The organism is Solibacillus sp. FSL W8-0474 (genome assembly GCF_038004065.1).
Taxonomy (GTDB): Bacteria; Bacillota; Bacilli; order Bacillales_A; family Planococcaceae; genus Solibacillus; species Solibacillus faecavium.
The window spans coordinates 616,676-632,844 of the sequence record NZ_JBBOQJ010000001.1; the positions used below are offsets into that span (position 1 = coordinate 616,676).

Consider the following 16,169-nt stretch of genomic DNA (forward strand, 5'->3'; position numbering starts at 1 on the left):
CAAAATACATAACTTATCCGAGTAAGTTGCTTTTGTTCATTTCTTCTTGTAGCGCACGCAAACGCTTGAATTGTTGCTGTACGGCCTCGATATATGATGTGAAATAGTCGAGCTTTCCGGCTTTTTTGGAAGCATTTTTCATGGCACGCCAAATTCGTACGGCCTGTTTATAGTTTTGACGTGACTTTTGCTGAATCTCCTCCATCGCATAGTAATGATAAAGAGGAAGTGCAGTTTCGGGAGACTGCGCGACAACATCTTTTAAGCCACATTGCTCCAAATAAGGAATGGAGGACTTATAAAGCTGATGCAGAGCCACCCATTCATCCAAGCGATTGTGGCGCAATAAATAATTGGAAAATGATTCAATGCCATATCGTCCAAAAGAAGCGTATAATGCCAGCTCTTCTTCTTCGGTTAACGAAATTTGTCCATATAATTTATCGAGTTTACGTGTAAATTTCTGACGACGAATCGGGAGCAAATTGTCCTGTACGAACGTCTGTAATAAAGGAAGCGCCTTTTTCAAAATAATCGCTGCTTCATCGACATAGCCTTTGTGAAGAGCGTATTGTGCGACTTCAATAAAGCTTTCTACATTATCTTCATCCAATATTTCCGTTACACGCTCTAAAGGTGATGTAGAACCTAATAAAATATAGAAAATCGCCAATACTACATCTAAATCCAAATCCGTTTCGATATCAGAGCTTTGTTCCAAAAGCGTTAATTCGTTGGTAATGCGTTTCTTTTCATCAAAGAGCTTCGTCCAAAATTGTAAATACAGTGCCAAGCGGAATGATTTTGCTCCCTTTTCAATGAAGAGAATGTCTCTTACACTTTGCTGTAAGGTATCATAAAACGGTTCTGTTGCAAATAAGCGCGTCGTTTTACTTAATACATCAATCGAACGTTGAATGCGGCTTAATGTATTTTCAAAAAAGAATTGAAAATAATGATGTTCCATATCTGTTTTTGTTTTAACCGCATGCAAAAGAAAATGTTTCAAAATGGCAACGTCCATAAACAATTGGTATAGCTCCTGCCATTCCTGCTCATACGGACGATGACGCTGAATTTTTGAACGAATACTTTCGCTTAGCGCAGACAATGCATAAGGCTCAATCGGCTGGGGACCTTTTACCGCATAATTCAGTATTTCATCGGCCATCCTTTGCCAGTTTTCCGGGCTACGTGTTGCTGCCAGTGAATGCAAAGGAATTGATTTTTTAGAACGCCAATTGGAAAGCCATTGCTGTAAGGAAATAAAGTATTGCGATAGCTTTAAAATAGTTGCGAGCTGATGCCGGCACAGCTCCTTTTTTGGGCAACTACAGCTAATTTCCTTATGTGGGAAATTAATTGTCACTTCAGCAGTATTCACATCCTGTATTTGGCATACTAAGATTTGAGAAAATGTTGAATAATGTGGCGGCTTGATTGCCTGGTTGCGAATGGAAAACATAGCGCGAGTCACTAATTCTGCATCATCATCGGCTGAAGGATGAAGCTGATCTTCAAAAGTTTGTAGTGTATGTTGAATAAAATCTTTATGAGCATGAGCAATTTCAGAAAACGTTAAACTCAAAACGGGTTTCCCCTCCTAATTATCAATTACGCCTCGGTGTTATTTGTTCGGATTGGCTGTACGCTAGCGTAAAGAACCCTTACTTCGAATGTTGGAGGCTTTAACTTCCGCAAAAAAAGGCTAAAAATTACAGCGATTCCGCCCACTCAATAGGTGGGGCGTTCTGAATATATCAATAACCTAAAAAGGGCTTTGCTGTAAGAAGTTAAAAAAGTCGTTCCTTCCATTATAATACGAATTACTACAAAGCGGTAATTTGAATAGCACGGAATAAATTTTTTATAGGAATGTTAAGTATAGGAAGTTTGAAAAAAAGAAAGTATGGGGAAACTATAAGAAATGAGTAAAACAACAGGAACTTTTCGGTGAAATAATCCATATGATAATTGAAATTAGGTCTTAGGACTCGAATAAATTGCGTGAATATTACAATAAAGGAGGAATTCCCATGATTCAAGTTCAATTTATGAAGCCATTCTATACAAAAATGACAGGTACAAAATTACGCTTAGTTTTTGCTTATCAATATTTTTCAATCACAAAAGAAGAGGAAATTTTCCACTTCATTCCGATTGAGGGCAAAGAAATGATTATTGATTTAAATTCAATGCAAGTTGAAAATTTATCAGAAGTATTTGTCTTCCAGCGCGGTAATCGATTTGTACGTCTGCCACTGTATCAACTTTTACTTGTATCCAACGTACATGAATATTTAATGCCTCTAATCGAGGAAGTTAACAATCAAGTAAGACCAACGGATAGTGAAAAACAGTACCAATTTAATGAAGAAGTTGAAAATATTGTACGTAACTTAGAAGAACATAATTTAACACGCTTAATCGATGATGCCCTAGAAGCACGCAACGAAGCATTATTCCATGATTTAATGGCAGAGAAAGCAAAATTAACTGGAGGCTATGCATCGTGATCGACTTACATCAATATTAAATCCTGTTAGCTTAATTTAGCTAATGGGGTTTTTTCTTTTGGGGTGAGTGGGGGAAGTGAAGGGCAGGTAATTCGCTTCTAGTTAAAAGTGACGAATATGCTGAAGTGAGTGACGATTAAATCTTTTAAAGTGTCTAAAATATTTGCGATTGACGAATATCAAGGGAGAAGTGGACATTATTTGTTTCTAAGTGTCTAATATCACATTGGAGTAGGCGATTATCAGTTCTGAAGTGACGAATAAATCAAATATTTTGGCGAATAAAATTTCGTGCAGTAGCTAAAAGAGAAGGAATTGCAAAGAGTGGCGAATATGCTGAAGTAATTGGCGATTAAATCTTAAAAGTGTCTAAAATTTTTCCGATTGACGAATATCAAGGGAGAAGTGGACATTATTTGTAGCCAAGTGTCTAATACCACATGTAAATGGTCGATTATCGATTCGAGAGTGGCGAATAAAGTATGTTGTGAAAAAATTATTAAAGTTACTACAAAAAATGGCATGTTGATCTACCTCAATTCACACCAGTCACCTCTAATAAGTATAATCTCTCCAAAAAGGGGAAGTTTATAAGAAAATGTGGATCTATACAAATACTTAACCGAACTCTCTCCTTATTAAATGTGCAACTCCAACAAAAATGAAAAACTATTTCACACAGCGTAGAGAAAGTTGTATACTGTAAGGCAGGACTATTTTTCTAAGCATTAATTTGCAACCATTCGATTAATATTTCGTTACATATATAAAGCGGGATTTTAAAAACCGTATAAAATTGAATGCGGGCGAAATGCGCGGAACAAATTAAACAATAATCAAACAATGAGATATAGCTTTTTTTGAAAGTGAAAGGGAGAAACGATCATGACAAAATCAATCTGTGTCGTTGGGTTAGGATATATCGGCTTACCAACGGCGGTAATGTTTGCAAATCACGGCGTAAAGGTACACGGTGTTGATGTGAATCCAGCAGCTGTGAAAAGTATTCAGGAAAAACAATTACATATCGAGGAGAACGGCTTACAAGAGCGCCTGAATAAGGCAGTAGATGAAGGTTTTTTAACTGCATCTACAACACCGGTAACTTCAGATGTGTACATTGTCGCGGTACCGTCACCGATTAATCCGGACAATACAGCGAATTTAGAATATGTTCGTCAGGCAACGGCTTCAATCGTACCTTTCGTGAAAAAAGGCGATTTAGTAATATTAGAATCCACAGTTCCTCCAAAAACTGTTGAAAATGTAATGCTGCCGGAATTAGTGAAATCTGGTCTTGAAATTGGGACAGAGCTATTTGTATCCCATTCTCCAGAGCGCGTTATTCCTGGCCGTATTTTTGAAGAGTTAGTTAACAATGATCGTATTGTTGGCGGGATTTCTCAAAAATCAGCTGAGCTTACAAAGGAACTATACGAAACATTTGTTAAGGGTGAAATCCATTTAACAGACGCTACGACAGCGGAACTAGTAAAAGTTATGGAAAACACTTACCGTGATGTAAACATTGCGTTTGCCAATGAATTAGCGAAAATGGCAGAGAAATTAGACGTGAATATTTGGGAAGCAATTAAATTTGCGAACTACCATCCACGTGTAAATGTTCATTTCCCAGGACCAGGTGTAGGTGGTCACTGTATCGCAGTGGATCCATGGTTCTTAGTAGAGCTAGGCGGGGAACAAGCCCAAATTATTCATTTATCACGTAATACAAATGACTCTATGCCAAGCTTCACTGCACAAAAAACACAGGCCATTTTAAATGAAAACGGTATTGCCGGTGCAACAGTAGGCGCTTTCGGTTTAGCATTTAAAGGAAATGTCGATGATATGCGTGAAAGCCCATCAACAATTGTAATTGATGAACTGCAAAAACTTGGTTTAACAGTTGTGTCACATGACCCGCATATTAAGCAAAACAAGCATGAAACACAAACACAAAGCATGCAAGAAGCATTAGAGCAGTCGGATATTTTAGTATTCTTAACAGATCATAAAGAATTCCGTGAGCTTGATCCTGCTACATTAAATGCAAAAAGCAAAATTGTATTTGATACGAAAAACTGCTTAAACCGCGAAGTTTGGGAAAAAGCAGGCTTCCAGTTCCACTTACTTGGAGATGCGAAGAACTAATAAAGTAAATTCGGCAGTGCGTGTATAGCGTACTGCCTGCTGTATTTATAGAAGCAATATTGAGAAAGGAAGAGTTAATTATGAAAGAAACCGTACTTGGCATACAAGTGAATACCGAAAGCTATGATGATTTGTTGCCAATCGTATTTGAACAAATTGAAAAAGAACAAAAATCATTAATCGTGGCCATCAACCCGGAAAAAATAATCAAAGCTAAAGAAGATCCGATGTTAAAAACACTTCTCAATAATGCTGAGTTTCAAATTCCGGATGGTATAGGTGTAATTTTAGCCTCAAAAATACAAAAAGGACAAATTACATCACGTGTAACAGGTGTTGATATGATGCTCCGCCTATGTGAAGAAGCTGCAAAACGCAAAAAGCCGATTTTTTTATATGGCGGAAAGCCAGGTGTTGCTGATAAAGCAGCAGAGAAGTTAAAAGAGCTTTATCCCACTATACAGATTGCTGGTACACAGGATGGATATGAAAAGGATAATCAAAAGGTCCTAGACAAAATTAATAAAGTGAAGCCTGATTTATTATTTGTTGCAATGGGATCACCGAAACAGGAAAACTGGATTAATTCAAACAGAGATCAACTTCACCCAACAATTTATCAAGGCGTGGGTGGGTCATTTGATGTACTCGCAGGGACTGTGAAGCGCGCACCAGAAGCTTTCCAAAAAGTGGGTATGGAATGGTTTTACCGTTTAATGAAGGAACCACATCGTATTAAACGTCAAATTGCGTTACCTTTGTTTTTGTTGGAAGTGGCACGGAATTCTAAAAGGAACAAGTAATGGAAAAAAAATAGTGTAATGTTTGTAATATTTGATTGTGTATTTGTAATCTAAGTGTTACACTAAATTCAGTAGTAAGATTTCCTCTACAATATATAGTTAAATTTATACTTTTCCCTGCAAGGAAAAAAACGGTTGGTAGCCCGAGAAAAAGGCTTTAGCATCTATATGCTAAAGCCTTTTTCTTTTTTTATTTTTGTCGAATTTTATCGAATAGGTTCTATATATTCGTACTATTAATATAATAGCCAGGTAGTAAAAAATATGTTCACATAAATAATAATTATATTACAAAAGTAATGTTACAGTAATATTTGTAATTGTAAAACAATCTCCAAACCATTGGTATCATTGTATTTAATATCCAATATTGTCTACTTTAATGTGAACTTATTACCTGTAAATACCAATTTAAATAGCTAGTTAGATATAATGATAGAGAATAAACTTTAAAGAATATGTTGTTTTTTTAAGTATATGTGTGTCATAATTAAAGAAATTTTGAGTTATCTGAATATATTTGCGGGTGCATTCTTCTCTCTTAATAGAAACAGTATTATTCTGGTTTTATTGGTAAAAAAAGATTGACATAGTAAATGTATACTACTAGAATTTATGTGTAGTTAGTTTTTCTGCACATTTTTCGTGTGGGTAACTAAAATTATTATTTTCACTTATGAGGAGGAAATTTTTCAATGGCTAACCAACCAAAGAAATACAAAAAATTCGTAGCAACAGCTGCGACAGCTACATTAGTAGCATCTGCAATCGTACCAGTTGCATCTGCTGCATCATTAACAGACATCTCAGGTAACACGCATGAGGCTGCAATCAACGCTTTAGTTGATGCTCAAGTAATCTCGGGTTACCCAGATGGAACTTTCAAACCTAACAAAGAATTAACTCGTTCAGACGTAGTTAAATTATTAGGTAAATACTTAGTGTCTCAAGGTCATTCAATTCCAACTGATGCGACTTCAAACCCACGTTTTGCTGATTTATCTTCTAAAACTAACAAAGAGTTATTAGAATATGCAGCTGTAGTTGCTGATGCTGGCGTTTTCGCTGGTTCAAACGGTAAATTATTAGCTGGTGATGCTATAACTCGTGAAAACATGGCTATCGTACTTGTACGTATGGTAAACACATTAAACGATGTAAGCCTTGAAGAGTTTGTTGCTTCTCAAGACTTCAACCGTGAAGTAAAAGACATTAACGCTGCTAAAGCAGAAGCTCGCACAGCAATCGATGTTTTAGACTTCTACGATATTACTACTGTTGCTAACTTCTTACCAAAGAACACAGTAACTCGTGGTCAATTCGCTACATTCTTAAACAACGTAATCAAAGCTGACTTCTCAGGTGCTGAAGCTACAACAGGTACTGTTAAAGCAATTAACGCTACTACTGTTGAAGTGACATTTGCTGAAGAAGTAACTGACGTTCAAGCGTTGGATTTCAAAATTTCAGGATTAGAAGTTTCAAACAAAGTTGTAAAACAAACTGATAAGAAAACTGTAGTATTAACTACTTCCCCACAAACTGCTGGTGTTGAATACACTGTAACAGTTAATGGTGATGAAGTTGGTAAATTCACGGGCGTTTCTGCTGTAATCCCAACTAAGGTAGAAATGGTAACTTCTTCAGTACAAGGTAAACTTGGTCAACAAGTTTCAGTACAAGCAAAAGTAACAGTTGCAGAAGGCCAATCAAAAGCTGGTATTCCTGTAACATTTTCTATCCCTGGTAACAACAACGATGCTGTATACCCAACGGTAACTGGTGAAGCATTCACTAATGCTGACGGTGTTGCAACTTACACGTACACTCGATATGGTGCTGGAACTGATTCAGTAACTGCATATGCAACTGGTGACCGTTCTAAGTTCGCAATTGGCTATGTATTCTGGGGTGTAGAGCAAATCTTAACAATCACAGAAGTAACTGAAGGCGCTACAATTAACAACGGTGCTAACAAAACTTATAAAGTTACTTACAAAAACCCAACGACTGGTAGAGCAGAAGCTAATGTAGCATTAAATGTTGGTGTTTTAGAAAACATGAATGTAACTGCTGATAAATTACAAAATGTAACAGTAAATGGTGTTAAGGTTGCTCAATTAAGCAATAACACAAATACAACTGCGGCGCGAATCACAACTGATTCTAAAGGTGAAGCGACATTCACACTTTCAGGTACAAATGCAGAAGTTACTCCTGTAGTATTTGCAGCTAATGATGTTAAAAACTCTAACAATACAGTAACTGCTGATCACAGATATGATGCTTCTGATTTACAAACAACTGCAGCTAAAGTTAAATTTGCAGCAGTTCAAGCTGAATACACTATCGAGTTAACTCGTGATGGTGGAGAAGTTGCAGCAACTGGTGAAGCTAATGGTCGTGAATATAAAGTTCTTGTTAAAGATAAAGCTGGTAATGTTGCTAAAAACGAAACTGTAAATGTTGCATTTAACGAAGATTTAGATCGAGTTATTGCTACAAATACAAAAGCTGGATTTGTAAACCCAGATACTGAAAAATTCTATCCGGTGTCATCTACAGGTAATAAATTCAAACAAATTTCAGTAAAAACAAATGATAAAGGTGAAGCTTCATTCATCATTGCAACTGATGCTGCAAATGTAAATGATTATGCAACACCGATTGCATGGATTGATATTAATAATGCAGATGCAAAACAAGGTTCTTTAGACGAAGGTGAGCCAAAAACTATTGCGGCAATTTCACACTTCCAAGCTCCATACTTAGATGGTGCAGAAATTAAATCTTATAAAGCTGGTAAAAAAGCTACTAAGTTTGATTCAAATGAAACAGCTGAATTTAAAGCTGAATTAGTTAACCAAAGTGGTAAAGTATTCACAGCTGGATACACAATGGGGAATGTAACTTATACAGTATATAATGATGGTGCTGAAGATGTTAAAGTTGGTTCAACTGTAATTTCTCCTAACCGCAGTCAAACATTTACAATTGCAAATGGTGGTAGCTTATTTGTTACTACTGCAGAAAATAAATCAACATCTGTACGTGTGGTAGCTACAGGTATTGCATATAAAGATGGTAAAGATTTTGCATTTACTGCAAAAGAAGCTACAGCTACATTTACTAATTCGGCAACTGTAACATCTCCATATACTGGATTTGCAGTGCAATATAATAAAGCTGACACAGGTTCAAACTCTAATTCACTATGGTTTGCTGGTAAGAATCCAGTTAAATATGCTGGTGTTGCTGGTAAAACATTTAAATACTACGGAGCAAACGGTAACGAAGTATTTGGTGAGTTAGCATGGGAAGCAGTTTTAGACTCATATGTTGGCAGAGATGTACAAATTTCGTATAGTGTAGATGGAGATACAATTTCCTTCAAGGTGATTCCAAGTGCTGGTGTAACAACAAACAACCCACTTGCTTCATATACTGCACCAACTACGAAATCTGTAAACGCTGATGTCCGAGTGGCTTCATCTCAACCAACATTAGCTGTACCAGCTAAGATTACTAGTAGCGTAATTGGAAATGTTAACGTTCCAGACTTTAGCTTTACAATTACTGCAACGAATTCTGTAACTACTTCATCAGATACAGGAACTGTTACAGTTTTAGCAACAGATTCTGCTAATAATATCGCGGCTAAAATTAACGCTGTTATTGGTGCTAATGGACTTGCAACAGCAACTGTTGAAAACGGTCGAGTTGTTATTACTGGTAGTGCGAATGTAAACTTAACTACAGCTGGTGCTAATACTGATGTATTCTCGAATACTACTGTTAGCTATCTACCTGCAACAGCAGTGCGTTCTGCTGTAATTGATTATGATTTTGCTGCCGCTGCAATTACAAACATCACTACTAGTGATTCAGTAACTGTCAATGGTATTACTTATACTGGTGGTACAACAGTATCTGGCTTAACTTTTGATGCAAGTGGAACATTAGCACAAGATTTGGTTTCACTGGCTTTAGTAATTTCAATGAATGACCCAGTTGTAATTGCTGGTTCTACAACTACTGTTTTAACATTAACTGAAAAGGCTGGTAAAGAAGGTCAAGCTTCTACTTCAGCAATTACTTTCAGATAATTATTAATAGGGATAGTGGTATTATCCTATAATAATTTTATATTTGAATTGTAAGGTGGGCTCTACATAGCTATTGCTATGTAGAGCTTATTTTAATTGTCCTTAGCGTTTTAGGGTTTCAATAATATTTTTTGGTAGATTCATACAAGTTTGTTTCTAGTATAAAATAGTTTAGTGTAAACATAGATTAATAAAATTGAAGATAACGGGATAGGCGTGGCAGTCTTAGTTGAAGTACCACTTAAAGAAGATTATTGGCCAGTACAAATCTAACTATAATCTCAAAAGCGAATTAAGCAATAAAATCAAATGCATGAAATTAAAGGATTTTAAGGAAAAGAAGCTCAAATTAGTGTATAATAAGACTGTCATTCAAAATTTCATTACATAAAGGATTGTGAACAATGCAGCTTACTGAATCTACACGAAAGTATATATTACTTGGTATCATTATATTAATAGCGGTTGGTTTTCTTTCTGCTAAAGTACTTGCCAGTAAACAAGATAAAGATTTTGCAGCAGAAGATATGATTTTTCAACAAGCTAATCAATTATATCAAGAAGGAAATAATGATGATGCTATATTACTAATTAATGAATTACTATTAAAAAAACCAAACACAGAAGCGATAAACTATTTGGGTGGTATAATTTCTGCGAATAAGGGCGATTTTCAACAAGCTGTAATTCTTCTTCAAAAAACATTAGATCTAAATCCTCATAAGGTAGAAGATCCTATGTTTATGCTGCAATTTGCAGAAGTACTTTATTTTTCAGGGAAATACAATGAAGCGAAAATAGTATTAGAAAAATGCCGTGAATCGGGTTGGGTTCCTGAATCTTATCCTACTTATCAAGAACGAGTTACAGAAATATTGAATCAAATCGAGACTATGTAAGAGGAAAGGTAAGATAAAATGGCTTCATTTTACGAAGAACTACATAAATCTGATTCTATCAGTGATGAACAAGAAAATGTTCAATCTCGTGCTAATGCGGATAAATGGATTTTCCGTTTATTATTAGTGATACTTGGTTTTATGCCCTTAATCGTAATGGCAAATGTTGAGGAATTTATTAGTCCTCTTATATCTAACGTAGATGTATTGTCATCCGGGGTGAAGGGTGACTTGTTCACACATTATAAGGCTGTATTTATTATAGTGATAACAATTATTATTTTATTAATTTTTTTATCTAAGTTATTTTTCATGAACGGAAAAATTAAGAAAACATCCTTGAACTATGCGTTAGGGGGATTTGTATTAGCGATACTAGTCTCTACAATTATGTCTCCAAATATTTCGGTAGCATTAAACGGACAATATAACCGTTCAGAAGGTGCAATTTTATGGATTTGTTATATAGTATTATTTTTTGTAGCAATGAATATTACATATCCTAAAAATGTCGTTAACTATATAATGTACACAATGATTCCTTTTGTATTTATAAATTTATTTATTATGGTGAAAAATTTCTATGGTAATGATTTGTTACAATTGGACGTTATGCAAAAGTTAGTATCAATTATGCTGCCAGAGGGTGCTAATATAAGTGAAGGTTCACAATTACTAGGAACATTAAATCAGTGGAACTACATGAGCGGTATGTTTGCCATGATGACTGTGATGTATTTAGCGTGGGCGGTTGTGGCTAAAAAGGGGTATGAAAGTGCAATAGGTGTAGTAACAGCATGTGCTTCGGTCGCTATTATGTTAATGGCAGTATCAACGAATGGATTTGTAACCTTCTTAAGTGTAATTCCGTTTATTCTTTGGATAGCCTTTAAATCAAATAGTATAAAGAAAGCTGTTATAGTCTTGGTATCATTCATAGTAGTTATGGGTGGCTCGTTACATATTCTATCGTTACAAAATGAAAAAGTATGGGCAGAATCAATTGGTTTCTTTTACTCAGGTGAAAATCCTTATACTAAAGAGGAACTTGAAGAAAGTTCACCTATAAGCACTAAAGATATTTCATTCACCTTATTTGGTGAAAAGGTTGCTGCTTCGGACAATTCATTTGAATTACCAGTTTTACCAGCACCAGCATGGAGTCCAGGTACAGGGCGCACTTATATTTGGCAAGAAACTTTAGAACTTGTCGCAGAGCGTCCATTATTTGGCTACGGTATTGATACAATTACGTATCATTTCCCTCATTATCAATTAGAGGCTAGAGGGAATTTATTAATAGAAACAATTGTTGATAAACCACATAATATTTATATTGGTTTACTTTATGGTACAGGTATAATAGGACTAGTATTATTTATGATTTTTGTTCTAATTACTTTAAAAGAAACCTTAATTAGAATTATAAAGTTTAATTCAAAATCAAATACAAGTGTCGTTTTAGGGATTATATGGCTATCGTTTTTAGTGCAGGCACTATTTAATGATACTACGCCAGCTATGACAGGAACATTATTTGTTATGATTGGTATTTTGATGGGATTACAGAATAGAAAAGAAGAAATAGTAAAGTAATATTTTTACTAAAGTAGTAAAACACATATATTCGGAGGCATTTAAAATGAAAACAGCATTAATTACAGGAATTACAGGTCAAGATGGTTCATACTTAGCTGAGCTATTATTAGAAAAAGGTTATAAAGTATACGGTTTAGTAAGAAGAACTAGTACGCCAATTATGGTTAATATTGAACACCTTGAAGGGGAAATTGAATTAGTATCAGGAGATATTACAGACTTATCTTCATTAATTCGTATTATCGAAAAAATTCAACCAGATGAAGTATACAATTTAGCAGCACAATCATTTGTAGGTTCTTCATGGGAACAGCCAATTTTAACTGGGAATATTACAGGCTTAGCTGTCACAAATATGTTAGAAGCAGTGCGTATTGCTAAACCCGATGCAAGGTATTATCAAGCATCATCGTCAGAAATGTATGGTAAAGTTGTAGAAACTCCACAAAAAGAAACAACACCATTCTATCCACGTAGTCCATATGGTGTGGCAAAATTATACGGTCATTGGATTACTGTAAACTATCGTGAAAGTTTTGATATGTATGCTTGTTCAGGTATTTTATTCAACCACGAGTCTCCACGCCGCGGTGTAGAGTTTGTTACTCGTAAAATTACAGATGCGGTTGCAAAAATCAAGTTAGGTTTAGCTACAGAATTACGTTTAGGTAACTTAGATGCAAAACGTGATTGGGGCTTTGCTGGTGACTATGTAAAAGCAATGTGGTTAATGCTTCAACAAGATAAACCCGAGGACTATGTTATCTCAACAGGTGAAACACATACGGTAGAAGAGTTTGTTGAAATCGCATTTAGTCATGTAGGATTAAACTGGAAAGATTATGTTGTAATTGATGAAAAGTTTGTACGTCCAGCAGAGGTAGATTTGTTATTAGGTGACTGCTCAAAAGCTAAAAAAGAGCTTAAATGGGAACTTGAAGTTTCGTTTGAACAGTTAGTTAAAATGATGGTAGACGAAGACTTAAAGAAGTATAAAAAAATTGCTAAGTAAGAGAGAGTGATAAGAATGAAAGCGCTAATTACAGGAGTTCAAGGCTTTGTAGGTAAGTATTTAGCTGATCATTTACTTTCATATGGAATAGAGGTATGGGGGACTTCTCGCGAGGATTCCCCCTTGCTTTGTTTAAAGAACGGAAATGTGAAAATAATAAAAAATGATTTGAATAGCGAAGAAGGTATCTTATATCTATTACAATCTATAAAGCCTGATTATATTTTTCATTTAGCAGGTCAAAGTAACGTCAAGAAATCTTGGGAAGATAAAGAAGGAACATTTTATGCGAATGTGAATAAAACAATCTTTTTATTAGATGCTTGTGTGCGTTATCAGCGAGAAAATCCAAATATGAGGTTGTTGACGGTTGGATCTTCAGAAGAGTATGGAAGAGTAGAAGCAAATGAACTACCAATTAAAGAAACAACACCTCTACGTCCAATGAGTCCTTATGGGGCGTCAAAAGCTGCTGTTTCAATGTTAATTCAACAATATCATAAAGCACATGGGTTAAATGTAGTTCATGTAAGACCGTTTAATCATATTGGTCCAGGGCAGTCTGAAGGGTTTGTTACTACTGATTTTGCTAAGCAAGTTGTTGAACTGGAAAATAACGATTCAACACCTACCATTAATGTAGGTGACTTATCAAGCGAAAGAGATTTTACAGATGTAAAAGATATTGTACGTGCGTATCATTTAATTATAACTAAAGGTATACTAGGACAAGTTTATAATGTTTGTAGTGAAAAACCAATTTCTATCACGGATATATTGAACTACTTTTTATCATTTTCTAATAAAAGATTTAAAGTAAATATAGATGCATCAAAATTTAGACCTATTGAATTCAAAAAATATTACGGCTCTAATGAGGTAATAAAAGAGCAATTAGGCTGGATTCCGGAATACTCGATTGAAAAAAGTCTGAAAGATATATATTTATTTTTGAAAAATAATTAATTTTAATTCTTTTTAAGAATGGTGGAAGTAACTTTTATGCTAAATGAAATTAAATCTATATTTAATTATAGACATATGTTAATAAGCATGGTTCAAAGAGAATTAAGGTCGAGATATAAAGGGTCGTTCTTAGGATTTCTTTGGACTTTTGTAAATCCTTTATTACAGCTGGCAGTGTATTCCTTAGTATTTCCTTATATGCTAAGAATCCAGCAAGAGAATTATCCAATGTTCCTTTTTGTAGCATTATTACCGTGGATATTTTTTACAAGTTCTGTTCAAAATGCGACTACAAGTGTTTTGAATAGTTCAAACTTAGTTACAAAAATATATTTTCCGAGAATAATTCTGCCTTTAAGTACAGTTTGTACTAATTTAATGAATTATATTTACAGTTTGGCTATTGTAATTCCTGCCCTTATAATTACGGGTATTGATTTAACGTGGAATTTATTATGGTTCCCATTTATTTTATTTATCGAGTTTATCTTTGCTTTAGGATTAGCATTAATTTTTTCAGCGTTGCATGTTAAATTTAGAGACGTAGCACACATTATTGGAATTGTTGTCTTTTGTTGGTTTTATGTAACTCCAATTATTTTCCCGTTATCAATATTCCCGGAAATTATGCAACAATATATTTCTTTAAATCCAATGGTAGCTATCATTGAGGGGTTTAGAGATATTTTCTTATTTGGAGAAACACCAAATTTTTCAGCACTTTTATATTCAGCAGTAGTTGGATTTTTTACTTTAGTTATAGGCTATTTTGTATTTAAAGCGTATGAAAAAACCTTTGCGGAGGACTTATAGAATGAGTAATATTGCAATATCTATAAAAAATGTTAAGAAAAGTTTTAAAATCTTTAAAGATAAACCATTATCAATGAAAGAGAAATTATTAAATTTAAGAAGTAACGATCATGAATTATTTCAAGCTGTTAATGGTATTAGTTTGGATATTAAAAAGGGAGAAACTGTAGGCTTAATTGGTCATAACGGCTGTGGAAAAAGCACACTATTAAAATTAATATCCAAAATTCTATATCCTGAAGAAGGTACTATAGAAGTTAATGGAAGAATTTCTAGTTTAATAGAGTTAGGTGCTGGGTTCCATCCAGACTTTACTGGTAGAGAAAATATCTATATGAATGGATCGATTTTTGGATTATCGAATAAAGAAATTGATGCCAAAATTGATGATATTATTAAGTTTTCAGAATTAGAGCATTTTATTGAAAATCCAGTTCGAACATATTCATCAGGAATGTATATGAGATTAGCTTTCTCAGTTGCAATAAATGTAAATCCAGAAATTTTATTAATAGATGAAATTTTATCTGTAGGGGATTTAAACTTCCAAAAAAAATGTTTTGAGAAAATTGAAGGATTTAAAAGTAGTGGAGCTACAATTGTAATTGTTGCACATGATTTAGGTACTTTAGAAAAAATTTGTGACCGTGTAGTTTGGGTTAATAAAGGCAAGATTGTAGAACAAGGAAATTCAGATTACGTAATCAATTTATATAATCAGCACATGAATGAGCAATTTGTAGAAAGAAGACTAAAAGAGTTTGAAAAAGAAACTGAAGTTGAATCTCAGCATATTAAGGAAGAACTTGAAAAAGTAGCTACTATAGAAGAAAAAATAGAGAATTCAAATAAAATATTTCCTGAAGATGTTAGGTGGGGAAGTAAAGAAGTAGAAATAACAAACGCAAAAATAGTTAATAATAGTGGTATTGAAACCGACACTGTCTTAGCCGGTGAAAAAGTATGTATAGAGATAGATTATAAAATAAATAAAAAACAAGAAGAGTATATATTCGGTATGGGAATATATACAATAGATAAATATCAAGTCTATGGTACAAATACTGAGATAGCAAAATTAAATCTAACTGATATAAACGAAATAGGAAAAATTAAATTTGAAATACCTCAATTAAATCTTTTGTCAGGCAAATACAAATTAAATGTTGCTGTAGTTGACAAACATCATAGAGCCTTAGATTTTATAAAATACTATATGGATTTCGCAGTTGTTTCTAACGATCAATCAATAGGTGTACATTCTATTGAACACCATTGGAAAATTAACTAATCAAGGGGCT

Annotated in this window: 11 protein-coding genes; 10 read left to right on the plus strand and 1 reads right to left on the minus strand. The window is 34.3% G+C overall.

The window, feature by feature from the left end; genetic code table 11:
* Positions 1 to 13: 13 nt before the first annotated feature.
* Positions 14 to 1,588 carry an SWIM zinc finger family protein gene (locus tag NYE67_RS03190; RefSeq protein ID WP_340729137.1) on the minus strand — a complete coding sequence of 525 codons (1,575 nt, stop codon included), beginning with the start codon at positions 1,586 to 1,588 and terminating at the stop codon, positions 14 to 16.
* A 448-nt stretch (positions 1,589 to 2,036) separates the two neighbouring features.
* Between NYE67_RS03190 and NYE67_RS03195 the strand changes: the two genes are divergently transcribed.
* From NYE67_RS03195 to NYE67_RS03240, 10 genes are all read left to right on the plus strand, one after another.
* Positions 2,037 to 2,516 carry an IDEAL domain-containing protein gene (locus tag NYE67_RS03195; RefSeq protein WP_340729138.1) on the plus strand — a complete coding sequence of 160 codons (480 nt, stop codon included), beginning with the start codon at positions 2,037 to 2,039 and terminating at the stop codon, positions 2,514 to 2,516.
* An 885-nt stretch (positions 2,517 to 3,401) separates the two neighbouring features.
* Positions 3,402 to 4,670, plus strand: a complete 1,269-nt coding sequence (locus NYE67_RS03200) for a nucleotide sugar dehydrogenase (RefSeq protein WP_340729139.1) — start codon at positions 3,402 to 3,404, stop codon at positions 4,668 to 4,670.
* Between the two features lie 80 nt (positions 4,671 to 4,750).
* Positions 4,751 to 5,473: a WecB/TagA/CpsF family glycosyltransferase gene (locus tag NYE67_RS03205; RefSeq protein ID WP_340729140.1), complete on the plus strand. Its 723-nt coding sequence runs from the start codon at positions 4,751 to 4,753 to the stop codon at positions 5,471 to 5,473.
* Positions 5,474 to 6,168: 695 nt separating this feature from the next.
* Positions 6,169 to 9,579: an S-layer homology domain-containing protein gene (locus tag NYE67_RS03210; protein WP_340729141.1), complete on the plus strand. Its 3,411-nt coding sequence runs from the start codon at positions 6,169 to 6,171 to the stop codon at positions 9,577 to 9,579.
* Between the two features lie 404 nt (positions 9,580 to 9,983).
* Positions 9,984 to 10,478, plus strand: a complete 495-nt coding sequence (locus NYE67_RS03215) for a tetratricopeptide repeat protein (protein ID WP_340729142.1) — start codon at positions 9,984 to 9,986, stop codon at positions 10,476 to 10,478.
* 18 nt (positions 10,479 to 10,496) lie between these two features.
* The gene (locus NYE67_RS03220; RefSeq protein WP_340729143.1) at positions 10,497 to 12,074 is read left to right on the plus strand and encodes an O-antigen ligase family protein; all 1,578 of its coding nucleotides are present in this window, start codon (positions 10,497 to 10,499) and stop codon (positions 12,072 to 12,074) included.
* A gap of 46 nt (positions 12,075 to 12,120) precedes the next feature.
* Positions 12,121 to 13,089: a GDP-mannose 4,6-dehydratase gene (gene gmd, locus NYE67_RS03225; protein ID WP_340729144.1), complete on the plus strand. Its 969-nt coding sequence runs from the start codon at positions 12,121 to 12,123 to the stop codon at positions 13,087 to 13,089.
* Between the two features lie 15 nt (positions 13,090 to 13,104).
* Positions 13,105 to 14,055 carry a GDP-mannose 4,6-dehydratase gene (locus NYE67_RS03230; RefSeq protein ID WP_340729145.1) on the plus strand — a complete coding sequence of 317 codons (951 nt, stop codon included), beginning with the start codon at positions 13,105 to 13,107 and terminating at the stop codon, positions 14,053 to 14,055.
* Between the two features lie 36 nt (positions 14,056 to 14,091).
* Positions 14,092 to 14,868: an ABC transporter permease gene (locus NYE67_RS03235; RefSeq protein WP_340729146.1), complete on the plus strand. Its 777-nt coding sequence runs from the start codon at positions 14,092 to 14,094 to the stop codon at positions 14,866 to 14,868.
* A 1-nt stretch (position 14,869) separates the two neighbouring features.
* Positions 14,870 to 16,159, plus strand: coding sequence for an ABC transporter ATP-binding protein (locus NYE67_RS03240; RefSeq protein ID WP_340729147.1), 1,290 nt, complete (start codon positions 14,870 to 14,872; stop codon positions 16,157 to 16,159).
* Positions 16,160 to 16,169: the final 10 nt, after the last annotated feature.

Excerpts from the sequence above, each read along its gene's own strand:
- NYE67_RS03210 (WP_340729141.1), top strand. The coding sequence starts at position 6,169 with ATGGCTAACCAACCAAAGAAATACAAAAAATTCGTAGCAACAGCTGCG.
- NYE67_RS03215 (WP_340729142.1), top strand. The coding sequence starts at position 9,984 with ATGCAGCTTACTGAATCTACACGAAAGTATATATTACTTGGTATCATT.
- gmd (WP_340729144.1), top strand. The coding sequence starts at position 12,121 with ATGAAAACAGCATTAATTACAGGAATTACAGGTCAAGATGGTTCATAC.
- NYE67_RS03205 (WP_340729140.1), top strand. The coding sequence starts at position 4,751 with ATGAAAGAAACCGTACTTGGCATACAAGTGAATACCGAAAGCTATGAT.
- NYE67_RS03195 (WP_340729138.1), top strand. The coding sequence starts at position 2,037 with ATGATTCAAGTTCAATTTATGAAGCCATTCTATACAAAAATGACAGGT.
- NYE67_RS03240 (WP_340729147.1), top strand. The coding sequence starts at position 14,870 with ATGAGTAATATTGCAATATCTATAAAAAATGTTAAGAAAAGTTTTAAA.
- NYE67_RS03235 (WP_340729146.1), top strand. The coding sequence starts at position 14,092 with ATGCTAAATGAAATTAAATCTATATTTAATTATAGACATATGTTAATA.
- NYE67_RS03200 (WP_340729139.1), top strand. The coding sequence starts at position 3,402 with ATGACAAAATCAATCTGTGTCGTTGGGTTAGGATATATCGGCTTACCA.
- NYE67_RS03230 (WP_340729145.1), top strand. The coding sequence starts at position 13,105 with ATGAAAGCGCTAATTACAGGAGTTCAAGGCTTTGTAGGTAAGTATTTA.
- NYE67_RS03220 (WP_340729143.1), top strand. The coding sequence starts at position 10,497 with ATGGCTTCATTTTACGAAGAACTACATAAATCTGATTCTATCAGTGAT.